The organism is Rahnella sp. EDr1-12, assembly GCF_049206505.1.
Classification (GTDB): domain Bacteria; phylum Pseudomonadota; class Gammaproteobacteria; order Enterobacterales; family Enterobacteriaceae; genus Rahnella; species Rahnella rivi.
In genome coordinates this window covers 568,023-584,837 of the sequence record NZ_JBLZNY010000001.1, presented here as the reverse complement: position 1 = coordinate 584,837, position 16,815 = coordinate 568,023, and the positions used below count along the sequence as shown (strand labels likewise).

Genomic DNA, 16,815 nt, shown 5'->3' with positions numbered 1-16,815 from the left:
AGTATTAAAGGCGGAAAACGAGTTCAACCGGCGCGTCCTAATCGCATTAACAAAGAGATTCGCGCGCAAGAAGTTCGCCTCACAGGCGTCGATGGCGAGCAGATTGGTATTGTCAGTCTGAATGAAGCTCTTGAAAAAGCTGAGGAAGCGGGCGTCGATTTAGTAGAAATCAGTCCGAATGCCGAGCCGCCAGTTTGTCGAATCATGGATTACGGCAAATTCCTCTACGAGAAGAGCAAGTCGACTAAAGAGCAGAAGAAGAAACAAAAAGTTATTCAGGTTAAGGAAATTAAATTCCGACCTGGTACCGATGATGGCGACTATCAGGTCAAACTACGCAACCTGATTCGCTTTCTGGAAGATGGCGATAAAGCCAAAATCACCCTGCGGTTCCGTGGGCGTGAAATGGCGCACCAACAGATCGGTATGGAAGTGCTTAACCGCGTCCGTAAAGACCTGTGTGAAGATTCTGAACTGGCCGTTGTCGAATCCTTCCCTACGAAGATCGAAGGTCGTCAGATGATCATGGTGCTCGCACCTAAGAAGAAACAGTAAGGCTTCCAAGTAATCCTGCTGCGCGGTGTTCGCACCGCGTATGCTGGATTCGCCTTTCTGATTCATGTTAATAACAATGCGAAGTGGAATGTAAAATGCCAAAGATCAAAACAGTACGCGGCGCCGCTAAACGCTTCAAAAAAACCGCCAACGGTGGTTTTAAGCGTAAGCACGCAAACCTGCGTCATATTCTGACCAAAAAAGCTACTAAGCGTAAACGTCACTTGCGTCCAAAAGGCATGGTATCCAAGAACGATTTGGGCCTTGTCTCTGCATGTCTGCCGTACGCATAAATACACTTTTTTCATTTAGAATATAAAACTCAGGAGAGCATATGGCTCGCGTAAAACGTGGTGTGATTGCACGTGCACGTCACAAGAAAATTTTAAAGCAGGCGAAAGGTTACTACGGTGCCCGTTCGCGCGTATATCGTGTTGCATTCCAGGCTGTTATCAAAGCTGGTCAATACGCTTACCGTGACCGTCGTCAAAAGAAACGTCAGTTCCGTCAGCTGTGGATCGCGCGTATCAACGCAGCAGCTCGTCAGAACGACATGTCTTACAGCAAATTCATTAACGGCTTGAAAAAAGCTTCTATTGAAATTGACCGTAAGATTTTGGCTGACATCGCAGTCTTCGACAAAGTGGTATTTGCCGCTCTGGTTGAGAAAGCGAAAGCAGCACTGGCGTAAGTCAGGTGAAAGAGGGAGCTTGCTCCCTCTTTTATATTTTGTGTTTGAAATCAGTCCGATTCGTTGTTTAATAGCGACAACGTCGATTCATTTTCGGTTCAAGAGTGTCCATCAACAAGGTAACGCAAGCATGAATGCTGCTATTTTCCGTTTCTTTTTTTACTTTAGCGCCTGACTCAGGAAGGCTTTCGCGCGTAAGAGAAGAAACGAAAAGTAGCGCCTAAGCCTCCCTCGTGGAGGCTTTTTTGTATCTGTGCTTTATAAACTAAGGTTCAGGGTCAAAATCGCGCCCCTGATTAATCACGGTTATTTTACATCGGGCCATATTGGCCAGAAGAAGAGGAAAGCAATGCCACATCTCGCAGAGCTGGTTGCCAATGCCAAGGCAGCCGTAGAGAGTGCTCAGGATATCGCCACGCTCGATAACGTGCGTGTTGAGTATCTGGGTAAGAAAGGCCACCTGACACTCCAGATGACGACCCTCCGTGAATTGCCTGCGGAAGAACGCCCGGCAGCGGGTGCCGTGATCAATGAAGCGAAAACGCAGGTTCAGGAAGCCCTGAATGCGCGCAAAAATACGCTGGAGTCTGCGGTGCTGAATGCGCGTCTCGCCGAAGAAACGATAGACGTTTCCTTGCCTGGCCGTCGCATCGAAAACGGTGGTTTGCATCCGGTGACCCGTACTATTGACCGCATCGAAACCTTTTTCGGTGAATTAGGCTTTACCGTCGAGACTGGCCCGGAAATCGAAGATGATTATCACAACTTTGATGCCCTGAATATTCCCGGCCATCACCCGGCACGTGCAGACCATGATACTTTCTGGTTTGATGCCAAGCGCTTGTTGCGTACCCAAACATCGGGTGTGCAGATCCGTACCATGAAGGATCAGCAACCGCCGATTCGTATTATCGCGCCGGGCCGTGTTTATCGTAACGACTACGACCAGACTCACACCCCGATGTTCCATCAGATGGAAGGCCTGATTGTTGATAAAGACATCAGCTTCTCCAACCTTAAAGGTACGCTGCACGATTTCCTGAACAACTTCTTTGAAGCTGATTTGCAGATCCGTTTCCGTCCTTCCTATTTCCCGTTTACAGAGCCTTCAGCGGAAGTTGACGTCATGGGCAAAAACGGTAAATGGCTGGAAGTGCTGGGCTGCGGCATGGTGCACCCGAACGTATTGCGTAACGTCGGTATCGATCCGGAAGTGTATTCCGGTTTTGCTTTCGGTATGGGCATGGAGCGTCTGACCATGTTGCGTTACGGCGTGACTGACCTGCGTGCATTCTTCGAAAACGATCTGCGTTTCCTCAAACAGTTTAAGTAAGGCGGGAATATCACATGAAATTCAGTGAACTCTGGTTGCGTGAGTGGGTAAACCCAGCCATCAGCAGCGAAGCATTATCCGATCAAATCACGATGGCCGGCCTGGAAGTTGACGGTGTTGAACCTGTCGCTGGCGCATTTAATGGCGTGGTGGTAGGCGAAGTTGTGGAGTGCGGTCAGCATCCTAACGCAGACAAACTGCGAGTCACCAAAGTGAACGTGGGCGGCGATCGCCTGCTGGACATCGTGTGTGGCGCACCAAACTGCCGTCAGGGCCTCAAAGTTGCCGTGGCAACTGTCGGTGCCGTACTGCCGGGTGATTTCAAAATCAAAGCCGCAAAACTGCGCGGTGAGCCTTCAGAAGGGATGCTCTGCTCGTTCTCCGAGCTGGGCATTTCCGAAGATCACGACGGAATCATCGAGCTGCCGCTGGATGCGCCGGTCGGAACAGATATCCGCGAATTCCTGAAGCTGGATGACAGCACCATCGAAATCAGCGTAACGCCAAACCGTGCAGATTGCCTCGGTATTATCGGTGTAGCGCGCGACGTGGCCGTGGTTAATCAGCTTCCACTCAACGAACCTGAGATGAAAGCCGTAGCTGCAACGATCGACGCATCAGTGTCTATCGATGTTCAGGCACCGCAAGCGTGTCCTCGCTATCTGGGCCGCGTGGTGAAAGGCATCAACGTTAAAGCGCCAACGCCACTGTGGATGCGTGAGAAACTGCGTCGCTGTGGCACCCGTTCTATTGATGCCGTAGTGGATATTACCAACTACGTGCTGCTGGAATTGGGTCAGCCAATGCATGCCTTCGATCTCAGCCGTATCAATGGCGGTATCGTGGTGCGTATGGCGCAAAAAGATGAAGCGCTTACGCTGCTCGATGGTACGCAAGCAAAGCTGAAAGAAGACACGCTGGTGATTGCCGATCACCAAAAAGCGCTGGCAATGGCCGGTATTTTCGGTGGCGAGCACTCTGGAGTTAATGACGAAATGCAGGATGTATTGCTGGAGTCGGCATTCTTTGCTCCGCTGGCGATCACAGGCCGCGCACGCCGTCAGGGCTTGCACACTGATGCATCGCACCGCTATGAGCGTGGCGTTGACCCTGAACTGCAGTTCAAAGCCATTGAACGTGCCACCGCGCTGCTGTTAAGCATTTGTGGCGGTGAAGCCGGTCCGGTCATTGATGTGACTTCTGCGTCAGATTTACCGAAAGCGGCAACCATTACGTTGCGTCGCGAAAAACTGGATCGCCTCATTGGTCACCATGTTGAGGATGCACAGGTCACGGATATTCTGACCCGACTGGGTTGTGACGTTGCCCATAACGGCGATCACTGGGTGGCAGTCGCACCGAGCTGGCGCTTTGACATGCAGATCGAAGAAGATCTGGTGGAAGAAGTTGCCCGAATTTACGGTTACAACAACATTCCAGATGTGCCGGTAAAAGCGAATCTTGAAATGACCCGTCACCGTGAAGCCAATTTGTCGCTGAAACGTGTGAAAAATCTGCTGGTTGATCGTGGTTTCCAGGAAGCCATCACTTACAGCTTCGTTGATCCTAAAGTGCAGGCCTTGCTGCATCCGGGCGAAGACGCGCTGATTCTGCCAAGTCCGATCTCCGTGGAAATGTCAGCAATGCGCCTTTCCCTGTGGTCTGGCTTGCTGACTGCGGTCGTTAACAACCAAAATCGCCAGCAAAGTCGCGTGCGTTTATTCGAAAGCGGTCTGCGCTTTGTGCCTGATACTCAAGCTGATTTAGGTATCCGTCAGGACGTCATGCTGTCTGGCGTGATTTCCGGCAATAAAAATGAAGAGCATTGGGATCTGGCGCGTCAGGCAGTTGACTACTACGATTTGAAAGGTGATCTTGAGGCTATTCTTGAGCTTACCGGCAAAATGAACGACGTGCAGTTCAGGGTTGAAGCCAATCCTGCATTGCATCCGGGGCAGAGCGCAGCGATTTATTTACGCGGCGAACGTATTGGTTTCATTGGTGTAGTCCATCCGGAACTGGAACGTAAACTCGATCTCAATGGCCGTACTGTGGTCTTCGAAATGCTGTGGGATAAGGTCGCAGACCGCGTACTGCCTGATGCGAAAGAGATTTCCCGCTTCCCGGCGAACCGTCGTGACATCGCCGTTGTTGTGGCTGAAAACGTGCCCGCAGACGATATTTTGGCTGAGTGCAAGAAAGTTGGCGCAAATCAGGTAGTTGGCGTAAACTTGTTTGATGTGTACCGTGGCAAGGGCGTAGCTGAAGGTTACAAGAGCCTGGCTATCAGTCTGGTGTTGCAGGATACCGCCCGTACACTGGAAGAAGAGGAGATCGCCGCTACCGTTGCAAAATGCGTAGAGGCTCTAAAACAGCGATTCCAAGCATCCTTGAGGGATTGAACCTATGGCGCTTACTAAAGCTGAAATGTCAGAACACCTGTTTGAGAAGCTTGGGCTTAGCAAACGGGATGCCAAAGACCTTGTTGAAATATTTTTCGAAGAAGTCCGTCGAGCTTTGGAAAATGGCGAACAAGTTAAACTGTCTGGCTTTGGCAATTTCGATCTGCGTGACAAAAACCAACGTCCGGGACGTAACCCGAAAACCGGCGAAGATATTCCGATCACGGCGCGTCGTGTGGTGACTTTCCGTCCGGGACAGAAATTGAAGAGTCGCGTTGAGAATGCCACTCCGAAAGAATAAGTAACATCTTCTAAAAGGCCGCGAAAGCGGCCTTTTTTTTAACCAAAATTATTCTGCTGGTGGGTAATTTTCCAGGGTTTTAAGTAATTCGCACAGAAAGCGAAAAGATAGTGTTAAAGCGGTGGGCGGTTCAGGATTAGTCTGATAGATTTAATTCACGCGCTAAAGACTCTTATTATTTCTTTGCGCTATGCTGAAGCCGATTTTGTGACATAAATAAAATAACAAAATAAAAGCACAACATCAGAAACAGAAAAGGGGCCGAAGCCCCTTAAATGAAATGATTAAACCGGTAGCGGGAAATGGAGTGGATTATTTATCCGCTTTCGCCGGAATAAATTGAATTCGAAAGATAATTAATGGTTATAGAACATGCGAGGTCCACCAGGACCCCCGCCGCCATGACCACCACCGTGACCGCCGCCACCAGGGCCCCAAAACGGAGGAAACAGACAACCGCTCAGGCTGACAACAACCAGGCCAATACTTAACAGGGCTAAAATACGACGCATAAAATAGATCCTTTTTGAATAAACAGAGCGAGTATAAATAATTACTGAATAAGCTGTTGTCAGGCTTGCGTTAAGGTTCGTTAATATTTCAATAAGAATTGAACAGATAACACATTCACGCCTGTTGAATTATTTCAATCAGGATACGTTTGTATTTATTACGTAAGCCCGCAGCAAGTTAAACGAAAATCCGCCTTTGGCTCATAGTCAGTTCTGTACCCCCCTGATATAAAAAACACGTCATATAAAATATAGAAGGCGTGACTACCGTGAAAAAATCTCTCTTATTGCTTTGTTGTGCGCTGGCCTTGCCTGTGATCGCACAGGCAAATGTTTCCATTGACGTTAACGTACCTGGCGTAACGCTTCACCTCGGGGATCAGGATCAGCGCGGTTACTACTGGGATGGTTACGACTGGCGTCCGCCGCAGTGGTGGCGCGCGCATCAGGGCCATCATTATGGTGAGCGTAACGAGCGCGGGATGTACTGGCACGGCAACCGCTGGGATGCCAAACCGCCTCAGCGAGGTCATAGCGCGCCACGGCCGCCACAGCAGCCGCATAATCAGGGCCGCCCGGATGGCGGTGATCACCGTGATAACAACGGACATCAGGGTGGTGGCAACAATAATCATCAGGGTGGCAATAGCGGTCATCAGGGGAACGGCCAGCCGATTCCGCCCAATGGTCAGCCAGGCCGTTAACCCTGATCGTCTTTGCAAAATACAAAAAGCCGGTGCTCAGTCACCGGCTTTTTCATTTTCTGTTTCCGCGCAGTGGAGCTAACTGTTTAATATCGGTAGGATAGCGAGATCACTACTATTCCTTTCAGCCCCCGGAAACTGCAATTCATGTCTAACCGGCAGACCTTTTCGACCCTGGAACATCAGCAAAAAAAGCGTGATCGGCGCGGGCTTTACGGTCTGAGCGTGCTCTTAATTCTGGTGCTGGGGCTGAGTCTCAGCGCGGGCGAAAACTGGCTGTGGCCGGATCAATGGCTCAGTAATGAAGCGCGGTTATTTGTCTGGCAGTTACGCTTACCGCGTGCGATAGCGGTGATTCTGGTCGGCGCGAGTCTGGCTGTCGCCGGTGCCGTCATGCAAGCACTGTTTGAAAATCCGCTCGCGGAACCCGGCCTGCTTGGCGTGGCGAACGGCGCGGGTGTCGCGCTGGTCTTTTGTGTGATGCTCAGTCACGGGATGCTGCCGGTTTGGGTCATGAGTCTGGCTGCCGTGGCGGGGGCGTTAGTCGTCACTTTCTTTCTGTTATACGCCGCGCGCAGGCATCGGCTGAATAATGCCCGTCTGCTGCTGGTGGGTGTTGCCATTGGTATTGTGTGCAGCGCCCTGATGACCTGGGCTATTTACTTCAGCAGCAATCTGGATTTACGCCAGCTGATGTACTGGATGATGGGCGGTTTCGGTGGGGTGGACTGGCGACAAGTCTGGCTCGGCGTCATGCTGTTACCGGTTCTGCTCTGGCTGACAGGTCAGGGTAAGACGCTGAACCTGCTTTCACTGGGTACGCAGCAGGCGCAGCAACTGGGCGTTTCCCTGACATCCTGGCGCTATATTCTGGTGCTGGCCGTCGGCTGGATGGTCGGCCTGAGCGTTGCGCTGGCAGGTGTGATAGGGTTTATCGGTCTGGTGATCCCCCATATTCTCCGTTTGTGCGGTATGACCGACCAGCGTCGTCTGCTTCCGGCCTGCGCGCTGTGCGGTGCGGCAGTATTGCTGCTGGCGGATGTGCTGGCACGCATCGGGTTGTACGCGGCGGAGTTGCCGATCGGTGTCGTCACGGCGACGCTGGGCGCACCCGTTTTCATCTGGCTACTTGTCAGAGCCGGACAAATACGCTGATCATCTTTCAAGAGATCAACTATTCTCTCCCTACCTTCTACCTATCAGGATAAAAAGCGATGAGTAATGACATTTTTGATATCTCCCTGAAAACCATTGATGGCGAAACCAAAACGCTTGGCGATTACAAAGGTTCGGTGTTGCTGGTGGTCAATGTGGCGTCACAATGCGGCCTGACCAAGCAATACGAAGGTCTGGAAAATATTTATCAGGCCTGGCATGACCGGGGTTTTGAAGTCCTCGGGTTCCCTTGCAACGAATTTGGCGCGCAAGAACCGGGCACAGAAGATGAAATCAAAACGTTCTGCACCACGCAGTTTGGCGTTAAATTCCCGATGTTCAGCAAAATTGACGTCAACGGCGAAAACCGTCACCCGCTATACAGCGCGTTGATTGCTGCCCGTCCTGAGGCGGTCAAACCTGAAGCCAGCGGTTTCTACGAGCGTCTGGCGAGTAAAGGGCGTCAGCCGGTGAAACCTGAAAATATCCTGTGGAACTTCGAAAAATTCCTGATTGGCCGCGACGGCACTGTCGTCCAGCGTTTCGCACCTGACATGGCACCGGAAGATCCGATTCTGATGGAAGCGATTAAGGCCGCACTGGCGAAGTAATTCATTAACGTCGAAGGGCAGGGAGCGCGGATGCTGGAGTGTCGTGAAATCAGTGTGGAAGGGCGCCTTCGTGCATTCAGCGCGAAGATTGCGCCGGGCAGCCGCGTTCACCTTATCGGGCCGAACGGCGCGGGTAAAAGTACCTTACTGGCAAGGCTGGCGGGGGTATTTGAAGGAAAGGGCACCCTGACGGGTGATGTGCAGTTTAACGGCCAGCGGGTTGCCGATCTCGGTGGCTTGCAGCTAGCGCGTTATCGTGCCTGGCTTTGCCAGCAGCTGACCCCGGCGTCCATGATGCCGGTGTTTCAATACTTATCTTTGCACCAGCCCCGCCTTGCTCAACCTGCCGCCGTTGAAAAGACGATTGCGCGTCTTTGTGACGCTTTACAGCTGAGCGATAAACTGGCGCAGCGAGTCACGCATCTTTCTGGCGGCGAATGGCAGCGGGTACGGCTGGCGGCCGTGTTATTGCAGGTATGGCCGTCAGTGAATCCAGATTCGCTGATGTTATTGCTGGATGAACCGATGAACAGCCTTGATGTGGCACAGCAGCAGGCGCTGGATCAATTGCTGACGGAGTTCTGCGCCTCAGGCCGCGCTGTTGTGATGAGCGATCACGATCTCAATCACACCTTACATTATGCCCGTCAGGTGTGGCTGATGTCGGCGGGAAACGTTGTGGCTGCCGGTGAATGTGCTGACGTCATGCAGATTGAAAGGCTTTCTCAGGTATACAACGTCCAATTTCAGATACATTCTCTTGCCGGACGTCAGTGGATAATGACCACGGCGACGCCTTTTTCGTTAAATGAATAGCGGTTTAATTATATTAACGAACCCTATTTTAAACACGAAACACTCTCATCGTTCATAAAAAACACTGCCTGAGGTTCTATTAATAAAGTTCATTTTTTTAATAAATCCTTAATATACTTTAAGTTATTGTTTTTATTGATTTTGTAATCGACGATACTATTTATCCCCTTCCTATTTAACTTCTGTTTAACTTCACAAAACTGGCAAATCCTTAAGGTTAAATTAAGCTTAAACCGACATCATAAGATCCAAAATTCAGGGCGGTGTTTACTTACGGTTAAATAAACACAGTCTACAGTCGTGTTGAGCTAATTACCTTTTGGGATAGTGAAATGGAAAACTTTTTGCCTTTCTCCCGTCCGTCTATGGGCGAAGAAGAGATCGAGGCTGTAGGGCAAGTGTTGCGTTCAGGTTGGATCACGACCGGCCCGCAGACACATCAGCTTGAACAAGATTTTTCTGCTGCCTTTGGTTGTAAACATGCCATTGCGGTCAGCTCCGCAACGGGTGGAATGCACGTTACATTGATGGCGCTGGGCATTGGCCCCGGCGACGAAGTGATTACACCTTCTCAGACCTGGGTGTCGACGCTGAACATGATTGTTTTGCTCGGTGCCGAGCCGGTGATGATTGATGTGGACCCGGACACGCTGATGGTCAGCGCAGAGGCTATTGCCGCCGCCATTACGCCTAAAACCAAAGCAATCATTCCTGTGCATTACGCCGGTGCCCCTTTAGATCTCGACCCTGTATACGCCGTGGCAAACCAGCATGGTATTGCGGTGATTGAAGATGCGGCTCACGCCGTCGGTACGCGTTATCGCGATCGCTGGGTTGGCGCGCAGGGAACGGCAATTTTCTCCTTCCACGCGATTAAAAACATGACCTGCGCCGAAGGTGGCCTGGTTGCAACTGACGACGATGAGCTGGCCGCCAAAGTGCGTGCGCTGAAATTCCACGGGCTGGCGGTCGATGCGTTTGACCGGCAGGTTCAGGGGCGCAAACCGCAGGCAGAAGTGGTCGAGCCTGGCTTCAAATACAATCTTTCAGACATTCATGCCTCCATTGCTGTCGTGCAGCTCAAACGCCTGAGTGAAATGAACGCCCGTCGTGCCGAACTGGCGCAACGTTACCTCGATAAATTACAAGGCTCGCCGTATCTGCCAATGAAAGTGCCGGATTACCCGCATCTTCACGCCTGGCATTTATTCATGATCCGCGTAGATGAAAAACGTTGTGGCATAAACCGCGATGCACTGATGGAACGTCTGAAAGAGCAGGGCATCGGGACCGGTTTACATTTCCGGGCTGCCCACACTCAAAAATATTACCGCGAACGTTATCCGCAACTTAGCCTGCCAAACAGTGAATGGAACTCAGCCAGTTTGTGCAGCCTGCCGCTGTTCCCTGATATGCAGGACAGCGACGTTGATCGTGTCGTCTCGGCTCTTTTTTCCCTTTTGGAGGCGCAGTAGTGGCGCATTATGAACCTATTCGTAAAGTCTCGGTGGTTATCCCGGTCTACAACGAAGAAGAAAGCCTGCCCGCGTTATTGACGCGTACTCAGGCAGCGTGTCAGCAACTGACGCAGCAATATGAAATTATCCTGGTGGATGACGGCAGCGCCGACAGCTCCGGCGACATGCTTGCCGCCGCCGCAGAGCAGCCTGACAGCCACATCATCGCGGTTTTGCTTAACCGCAATTACGGGCAGCACTCGGCGATCATGGCCGGTTTTAGCCATGTTACCGGCGATCTGGTCATCACCCTTGATGCCGATCTGCAAAACCCGCCGGAAGAAATCCCGCGTCTGGTGGCGAAAGCCGATGAGGGTTATGACGTCGTGGGCACGGTAAGGGCAAACCGCCGTGATTCCTGGTTCCGTAAAACCGCCTCCAAAATGATCAACATGATGATTCAGCGCGCCACCGGCAAATCGATGGGCGACTACGGCTGCATGTTGCGGGCTTACCGTCGCCACATTGTTGAGGCGATGCTGCATTGTCACGAGCGCAGTACCTTTATTCCTATTCTGGCGAACACCTTTGCACGGAAAACCGTGGAAATTCCGGTGCAGCATTCTGAGCGCGAATTTGGTGATTCCAAATACAGCCTGATGAAGCTGATTAACCTGATGTATGACCTGATCACCTGCCTGACCACCACGCCGCTGCGCATGCTTAGCGTTGTCGGCAGTGCGATCGCCATCTTCGGTTTCGTGCTGGCGATTTTCCTGATCCTCATGCGGTTGATTCACGGCCCGGCCTGGGCTGCGGACGGGGTGTTCACCCTCTTTGCTTTGCTATTTATGTTTATCGGTGCGCAGTTTGTCGGCATGGGATTACTCGGTGAATACATCGGGCGGATCTACAACGATGTTCGCGCACGTCCCCGTTATTTCGTTCAAAAAGTCGTCGGCGTTCGTTCCGAAGAAAACAGTCAGGAAGAAGAGTGATGAAAGCGATTGTATTTGCCTACCATGATATTGGTTGCGTTGGTTTACAGGCTCTGGTTGATGCCGGTTATGACGTTCAGGCGGTCTTTACCCATACGGATGCACCGAATGAAAACCAATTCTTTTCTTCTGTCGCCCGTCAGGGTGCCGAATTAAATCTGCCGGTATACGCGCCGGAAGACGTGAATCATCCGCTGTGGATTGATCGTATTCGCGCCTTGCAGCCTGATGTGATTTTTTCTTTCTACTATCGCAATATGCTCAGCGAAGAGATTTTATCTCTCGCGCCGCAGGGCGGTTTTAACCTGCACGGTTCACTGCTGCCGCGTTACCGTGGCCGCGCACCGGTAAACTGGGCGCTGCTCAATGGTGAAACTGAAACCGGCGTCACCCTGCACAAAATGGTGAAGCGCCCTGATGCCGGTGACATTGTCGGCCAGCGTAAAGTGGCGATCGCCTCAGATGACACGGCACTGAAGCTGCACGCGAAAGTACGCGAAGCGGCGAAAGAACTGCTGACCGATTTACTGCCAGAAATGAAAGCAGGCAAGATAACCCTGACGCCGCAAGATGAAGCGCAGGCGAGCTACTTTGGTCGCCGTACGGCGGCTGACGGTGAAATTCATTGGCATAAATCAGCCACTGAGATTAACAACCTGATCCGCGCCGTAACAGAACCTTATCCGGGTGCGTTCACTTTCCTCGGGCAACGAAAACTGACGGTTTGGCGCGCGTTGCCGCTGAACACTCAGCACGACAAACAACCGGGCACCGTCCTTTGCGCTGATCCGCTGACCATTGCCTGTGGCGAAGGTGCGTTGCAGATCCAGGCCGGTCAGAGTGAAAACGGGTTGTACGTTCAGGGTTCTCGTCTGGCGCTGGAACTGGGCATTATGCCGGAAATGCGTCTCTCCACACTGCCTACTGCGGTGATGAAACGCCGTACCCGCGTGCTGATCCTGGGCGTAAACGGCTTTATCGGTAACCACCTGAGCGAGCGTTTGCTGCGTGAAGACCGTTACGAGATCTACGGTCTGGACATCAGTTCTGATGCTATCAGCCGCTTCATGGGCAATCCGCATTTCCACTTTGTTGAAGGCGATATCAGCATTCATTCCGAGTGGATCGAATACCACATCAAAAAATGTGACGTTGTGCTGCCGCTGGTTGCCATCGCCACGCCAATCGAATACACCCGTAATCCGCTGCGCGTGTTCGAGCTCGATTTTGAGGAAAACCTTAAAATCGTTCGTGACTGTGTGAAATACAAAAAACGCATCATTTTCCCGTCCACGTCTGAAGTGTACGGCATGTGTGATGACAAGGAATTTGACGAGGATAACTCGCGTCTGATCGTCGGGCCTATCAACAAACAGCGCTGGATTTACTCAGTATCCAAACAGTTGCTGGACCGAGTAATTTGGGCATACGGCGTCAAAGAAGGCCTGAAGTTCACGCTGTTCCGTCCGTTTAACTGGATGGGGCCGCGACTGGATAACCTCGATGCCGCGCGTATCGGCAGCTCCCGTGCAATCACTCAGCTGATCCTCAATCTGGTAGAAGGTTCGCCGATCAAACTGGTTGACGGTGGCGAGCAAAAACGCTGTTTCACCGACATCAACGACGGTATTGAAGCCTTGTTCCGCATCATTGAAAACCGTGACAACCTGTGTGACGGCCAGATCATCAACATCGGTAATCCGACCAACGAAGCGAGTATTCGTGAACTGGCGGAAATGCTGCTGGCGAGCTTTGAAGCGCATCCGTTGCGCGCACAGTTCCCGCCGTTTGCCGGTTTCAATCTGGTGGAAAGCAGCACCTATTACGGCAAAGGCTATCAGGACGTTGAGCACCGCACGCCGAGCATCAAAAATGCCCGTCGCCTGCTGAGCTGGAAACCGGAAGTGGGCATGGATAAAACCGTCGCCGACACCCTGGATTTCTTCCTGCGCTCCGTAAACCCGGAAGCGGATCACTCCTGAAACGGTGCCATTCATGAAGAAAGTGGGTCTGCGCATTGATGTAGATACCTGGAGCGGCACCCGCGAGGGTGTCCCTCAGCTTCTGCAAGTGCTTGCGAAACATAAAATTACCGCCAGTTTCTTCTTCAGCGTCGGGCCGGATAACATGGGGCGTCACTTGTGGCGCCTGCTTAAACCGCGCTTTCTGTGGAAGATGCTGCGCTCCAATGCCGCGTCACTCTATGGCTGGGATATTTTGCTGGCCGGTACCGCGTGGCCGGGTAAACCTATCGCGCGCGATTTGGGTTATCTGATGAAAGAAACGGCCAAACGCGGGCATGAAGTCGGGCTGCACGCCTGGGATCATCAGGGCTGGCAGGCCAAAGTGGGTAAATGGTCCGAAGCACAGCTTGAGCAGCAAATTCAGCTGGGGCTGGACGCACTGGAAAAAAGTCTCGGTCATGACGTCGAGTGTTCAGCGGTGGCAGGCTGGCGTGCTGACGAACGGGTGATCGAAGTTAAAGAGCGTTTCCACTTCTATTACAACAGTGATTGCCGGGGAAAATACCCGTTCCTTCCTGTGCTGGAAAACGGCACCCTCGGGACAGTACAAATTCCGGTGACGTTACCGACTTACGATGAAGTGGCGGGTGGCGACATTAACGCCGATAACTTCAACGACTTTATCCTCAAGGCCATCACTGAGGATCAGGGCGTGCCGGTTTACACCATTCACGCAGAAGTGGAAGGCATGTCTCTGGCTGCACAGTTTGACGCGTTATTAACCCGTGCGGCGGCGCAGGGGATCCAGTTCTGCGCACTGGGTGATCTGCTCCCGCAGGATCTGAGTTCGCTGCCGAAAGGCAAAGTGGTTCGCGCCAGTTTCCCGGGACGGGAAGGCTGGTTAGGTTGTCAGCAAGAAGGTTTTTCCTGATGTCGAAAGCATATAAAAGCGTGTGGAGTACACTGGTTCTGGTGTTTTTCGCGCTGGTTTACCTTGTTCCTCTTAACACCCGCCTGTTGTGGCAACCCGATGAAACCCGTTATGCAGAGATCAGCCGGGAAATGCTGCAACGCGGCGACTGGGTGGTGCCACATCTGCTGGGTTTACGGTATTTTGAAAAACCGGTGGCTGGCTACTGGTTCAACAATATCAGCCAGATGATCTTCGGTGACAGCAACTTTGCTGTCCGCTTTGGTTCCGTGTTCAGCACCATGCTCAGCGCGTTGCTGGTGTTCTGGCTGGCAAACCTGATGTGGCGTAACCGCCAGACGGCGTACATCGCGACGCTGATCTATCTTTCCTGCACGCTGGTGTTCAGCATCGGCACCTACAGCGTGCTGGATCCGATGATTACCCTGTGGATGACCGCCGCGATGGTCGCCAGTTACTTTTGTCTGCGCGTTTCGGGCACGCCGCAAAAGGCGTTGAGCTGGATTGTGCTGGGGCTGGCCTGCGGCATGGGCTTCATGACCAAAGGTTTTCTGGCGCTGGCGTTACCGGTCATTGCTGTATTGCCGATTGTCTGGCGCGAAAAACGCTTCAAAACCCTGTTTGGCTGGGGGCCGCTGGCGATCGTCAGTGCCGTCGCCCTGAGCCTGCCTTGGGTGCTGGCCGTCGCACGTCAGGAACCGGACTACTGGCGCTATTTCTTCTGGGTCGAGCATGTTCAACGCTTTGCCGAATCGAACGCACAGCACAAAGCCCCGTTCTGGTATTACCTGCCGGTGCTTTGCCTCGGCGCGCTGCCGTGGCTGGGGCTACTTCCGGGAGCACTGCGCGATGGCTGGACTAAACGCGTGCTGCGACCTGAGCTGTTCTTCCTGCTGAGCTGGGCTGTGATGCCGCTGATTTTCTTCAGCATCGCCAAAGGCAAGCTGCCGACATACATTTTACCGTGCTTTGCACCGCTGGCGTTGCTGCTGGCCGATCACCTTGATCAGATCCGCCAGTCAGGAAAATTGCGCGCGCTGAAAGCCAACGGCATCATCAACATCGTCTTTGGCGTGCTGATGGCCGTGGCGGTGCTGGTGATCTCCGGAATATTGCCGGTTCATGTTAAAGCGGTGTTTGGCCGTGCGGAACTGCCCCGGGCGCTGATTGGTATTTTGTGCTTTGCAGTCTGGGCGCTAGCCGGTGCTATGTCGCTGACTGATCTTAGAAAACGCTGGTACTGGGCGGCAATTTGCCCGCTGGTGCTGGCATTGCTTATCGGTCAGGCTATTCCGCAGAAAGTGATCGACTCCAAACAGCCGCAGGCATTCCTGGATCAGAACAGCGCGCTGCTTCACCAGAGCCGTTACATTCTGGCAGATAACGTGGGTGTGGCGACCGGTTTGGCGTGGATGCTTAAACGCAGTGACATCATCATGTTTGATGAAAGGGGAGAGCTGGAGTACGGCCTGAGTTATCCTGATGCGCAGGATAAATTTGTAGATGCCGCCGGATTCCCGGCATGGTTACAAAAAGCGCGGCAGGAGGGGAATATTTCAGTGGTCATCAAACTCGACAGCAACATTGTCTCTGCCGATAAACTGCCACCGGCGGATCATACGGTGCAAGTGAACCGTCTGGCTCTGCTGTTCTATAAAAAGCTGCCATGACCGGACTCCTTCTGGTGCTTGCGGTCAGCGTGATCACCTGTGCCGGCCAGCTTTGTCAGAAGCAGGCCGCACAGGTTTCAGGCAAAGGGGTGAGTTTCGTCCTGCGCTGGCTGGCGCTGGCGGTGGTATTGCTGGGGATTGGCATGTTGCTCTGGCTGCGGGTCTTACAGCTTTTGCCTCTCAGCCTGGCGTATCCGATGCTCAGCCTGAACTTCGTGCTGATCACGCTTTGCGCCCGCTGGTTCTTCCATGAATACGTGGATACCCGACACTGGTGTGGCGTCGTGCTTATCATGTCGGGTATTGCGCTGATGAGTGTCAGTTTATGAAAGGCTATCTGTGGGGCGGTGCCAGCGTACTGTTAGTGACGCTGGCGCAATTACTGATGAAGTGGGGCATGGTACAGATCCCGTGGATTTCACTTTCACAGATCACAATTGTGTTTGTACAGAATCACTTAAGTGCGCTGACGGCGGTGTTTTTTGGCCTGTGCGGCTATGTGCTTTCCATGGGCTGCTGGTTCTTTGCGTTACGCGTTTTACCTCTCAACCGCGCCTATACGTTGCTGAGTCTGAGCTATGCGCTGGTCTACATCGCCGCTGTCGCGCTGCCGTGGTTCAATGAGAGCATCAGCCTGACGAAGACCCTCGGCGGGTTACTGATCCTCTCAGGCGTGTGGATCATTCACAGCAAACCCTCTAAAAAATCACATTAA

General features: G+C 52.5%; 18 protein-coding genes and 1 other annotated feature. All 18 genes read left to right on the top strand.

The genetic code is table 11. From position 1 onward, the window contains the following. The first annotated feature begins 3 nt into the window (after positions 1–3). The 18 genes from infC to arnF all read left to right on the top strand — a co-directional run bounded on the left by infC (position 4) and on the right by arnF (position 16,815). Positions 4–555 carry a translation initiation factor IF-3 gene (infC, locus tag ACO0U8_RS02585; protein WP_013576136.1) on the top strand — a complete coding sequence of 184 codons (552 nt, stop codon included), beginning with the start codon at positions 4–6 and terminating at the stop codon, positions 553–555. Between the two features lie 95 nt (positions 556–650). Further along, positions 651–848: a 50S ribosomal protein L35 gene (rpmI, locus tag ACO0U8_RS02580; protein WP_056773448.1), complete on the top strand. Its 198-nt coding sequence runs from the start codon at positions 651–653 to the stop codon at positions 846–848. 41 nt (positions 849–889) lie between these two features. Beyond that, a complete protein-coding gene (gene rplT / locus ACO0U8_RS02575; RefSeq protein WP_056773451.1) occupies positions 890–1,246 on the top strand; it encodes a 50S ribosomal protein L20 in 357 nt (118 codons plus the stop codon). Positions 1,247–1,371: 125 nt separating this feature from the next. After that, positions 1,372–1,496, top strand: a sequence feature (Phe leader region). After that, positions 1,377–1,421, top strand: a complete 45-nt coding sequence (gene pheM, locus ACO0U8_RS02570; protein WP_106120997.1) for a pheST operon leader peptide PheM — start codon at positions 1,377–1,379, stop codon at positions 1,419–1,421. Its footprint overlaps the feature before it by 45 nt. Positions 1,497–1,595: 99 nt before the next feature. Then, on the top strand, positions 1,596–2,579 hold the full coding sequence (pheS, locus tag ACO0U8_RS02565; RefSeq protein ID WP_056773454.1) for a phenylalanine--tRNA ligase subunit alpha: 984 nt from the start codon (positions 1,596–1,598) through the stop codon (positions 2,577–2,579). Positions 2,580–2,593: 14 nt separating this feature from the next. After that, positions 2,594–4,981: a phenylalanine--tRNA ligase subunit beta gene (gene pheT / locus ACO0U8_RS02560; RefSeq protein ID WP_421670213.1), complete on the top strand. Its 2,388-nt coding sequence runs from the start codon at positions 2,594–2,596 to the stop codon at positions 4,979–4,981. A gap of 4 nt (positions 4,982–4,985) precedes the next feature. Continuing rightward, positions 4,986–5,282, top strand: coding sequence for an integration host factor subunit alpha (gene ihfA / locus ACO0U8_RS02555; protein WP_004089944.1), 297 nt, complete (start codon positions 4,986–4,988; stop codon positions 5,280–5,282). A 781-nt stretch (positions 5,283–6,063) separates the two neighbouring features. Next, positions 6,064–6,498: a DUF2502 domain-containing protein gene (locus tag ACO0U8_RS02550; RefSeq protein ID WP_122096212.1), complete on the top strand. Its 435-nt coding sequence runs from the start codon at positions 6,064–6,066 to the stop codon at positions 6,496–6,498. A 147-nt stretch (positions 6,499–6,645) separates the two neighbouring features. After that, on the top strand, positions 6,646–7,653 hold the full coding sequence (gene btuC / locus ACO0U8_RS02545) for a vitamin B12 ABC transporter permease BtuC (RefSeq protein WP_421670212.1): 1,008 nt from the start codon (positions 6,646–6,648) through the stop codon (positions 7,651–7,653). A 59-nt stretch (positions 7,654–7,712) separates the two neighbouring features. Then, a complete protein-coding gene (locus ACO0U8_RS02540) occupies positions 7,713–8,264 on the top strand; it encodes a glutathione peroxidase (RefSeq protein ID WP_122096214.1) in 552 nt (183 codons plus the stop codon). Positions 8,265–8,294: 30 nt separating this feature from the next. Next, positions 8,295–9,080 (top strand): vitamin B12 ABC transporter ATP-binding protein BtuD, encoded by a 786-nt coding sequence (gene btuD, locus ACO0U8_RS02535; protein ID WP_421670211.1) that lies wholly within the window; start codon positions 8,295–8,297, stop codon positions 9,078–9,080. A 332-nt stretch (positions 9,081–9,412) separates the two neighbouring features. After that, the gene (arnB, locus tag ACO0U8_RS02530) at positions 9,413–10,555 is read left to right on the top strand and encodes a UDP-4-amino-4-deoxy-L-arabinose aminotransferase (protein ID WP_122096216.1); all 1,143 of its coding nucleotides are present in this window, start codon (positions 9,413–9,415) and stop codon (positions 10,553–10,555) included. Beyond that, positions 10,555–11,535 (top strand): undecaprenyl-phosphate 4-deoxy-4-formamido-L-arabinose transferase, encoded by a 981-nt coding sequence (gene arnC / locus ACO0U8_RS02525; RefSeq protein ID WP_056773473.1) that lies wholly within the window; start codon positions 10,555–10,557, stop codon positions 11,533–11,535. The genes arnB and arnC overlap by 1 nt, the downstream gene beginning before the upstream one ends. Next, a complete protein-coding gene (gene arnA / locus ACO0U8_RS02520) occupies positions 11,535–13,517 on the top strand; it encodes a bifunctional UDP-4-amino-4-deoxy-L-arabinose formyltransferase/UDP-glucuronic acid oxidase ArnA (protein ID WP_390975097.1) in 1,983 nt (660 codons plus the stop codon). Before arnC ends, arnA begins: the two co-directional genes overlap by 1 nt. Positions 13,518–13,530: 13 nt before the next feature. Next, positions 13,531–14,430 carry a 4-deoxy-4-formamido-L-arabinose-phosphoundecaprenol deformylase gene (gene arnD, locus ACO0U8_RS02515; RefSeq protein WP_421670210.1) on the top strand — a complete coding sequence of 300 codons (900 nt, stop codon included), beginning with the start codon at positions 13,531–13,533 and terminating at the stop codon, positions 14,428–14,430. Continuing rightward, on the top strand, positions 14,430–16,100 hold the full coding sequence (gene arnT / locus ACO0U8_RS02510) for a lipid IV(A) 4-amino-4-deoxy-L-arabinosyltransferase (protein ID WP_421670209.1): 1,671 nt from the start codon (positions 14,430–14,432) through the stop codon (positions 16,098–16,100). The genes arnD and arnT overlap by 1 nt, the downstream gene beginning before the upstream one ends. Next, positions 16,097–16,429, top strand: coding sequence for a 4-amino-4-deoxy-L-arabinose-phosphoundecaprenol flippase subunit ArnE (gene arnE, locus ACO0U8_RS02505; RefSeq protein ID WP_136375154.1), 333 nt, complete (start codon positions 16,097–16,099; stop codon positions 16,427–16,429). The genes arnT and arnE overlap by 4 nt, the downstream gene beginning before the upstream one ends. Further along, positions 16,426–16,815 carry a 4-amino-4-deoxy-L-arabinose-phosphoundecaprenol flippase subunit ArnF gene (gene arnF, locus ACO0U8_RS02500; protein ID WP_056773493.1) on the top strand — a complete coding sequence of 130 codons (390 nt, stop codon included), beginning with the start codon at positions 16,426–16,428 and terminating at the stop codon, positions 16,813–16,815. Before arnE ends, arnF begins: the two co-directional genes overlap by 4 nt.

Bases quoted from the DNA above. Each gene is read 5' to 3' on its own strand.
- arnA (WP_390975097.1), top strand. From the start codon at position 11,535: ATGAAAGCGATTGTATTTGCCTACCATGATATTGGTTGCGTTGGTTTA.
- btuC (WP_421670212.1), top strand. From the start codon at position 6,646: ATGTCTAACCGGCAGACCTTTTCGACCCTGGAACATCAGCAAAAAAAG.
- arnT (WP_421670209.1), top strand. From the start codon at position 14,430: ATGTCGAAAGCATATAAAAGCGTGTGGAGTACACTGGTTCTGGTGTTT.
- rpmI (WP_056773448.1), top strand. From the start codon at position 651: ATGCCAAAGATCAAAACAGTACGCGGCGCCGCTAAACGCTTCAAAAAA.
- arnF (WP_056773493.1), top strand. From the start codon at position 16,426: ATGAAAGGCTATCTGTGGGGCGGTGCCAGCGTACTGTTAGTGACGCTG.
- arnD (WP_421670210.1), top strand. From the start codon at position 13,531: ATGAAGAAAGTGGGTCTGCGCATTGATGTAGATACCTGGAGCGGCACC.
- arnE (WP_136375154.1), top strand. From the start codon at position 16,097: ATGACCGGACTCCTTCTGGTGCTTGCGGTCAGCGTGATCACCTGTGCC.
- pheT (WP_421670213.1), top strand. From the start codon at position 2,594: ATGAAATTCAGTGAACTCTGGTTGCGTGAGTGGGTAAACCCAGCCATC.
- ACO0U8_RS02540 (WP_122096214.1), top strand. From the start codon at position 7,713: ATGAGTAATGACATTTTTGATATCTCCCTGAAAACCATTGATGGCGAA.
- rplT (WP_056773451.1), top strand. From the start codon at position 890: ATGGCTCGCGTAAAACGTGGTGTGATTGCACGTGCACGTCACAAGAAA.
- pheS (WP_056773454.1), top strand. From the start codon at position 1,596: ATGCCACATCTCGCAGAGCTGGTTGCCAATGCCAAGGCAGCCGTAGAG.
- ihfA (WP_004089944.1), top strand. From the start codon at position 4,986: ATGGCGCTTACTAAAGCTGAAATGTCAGAACACCTGTTTGAGAAGCTT.
- arnB (WP_122096216.1), top strand. From the start codon at position 9,413: ATGGAAAACTTTTTGCCTTTCTCCCGTCCGTCTATGGGCGAAGAAGAG.
- btuD (WP_421670211.1), top strand. From the start codon at position 8,295: ATGCTGGAGTGTCGTGAAATCAGTGTGGAAGGGCGCCTTCGTGCATTC.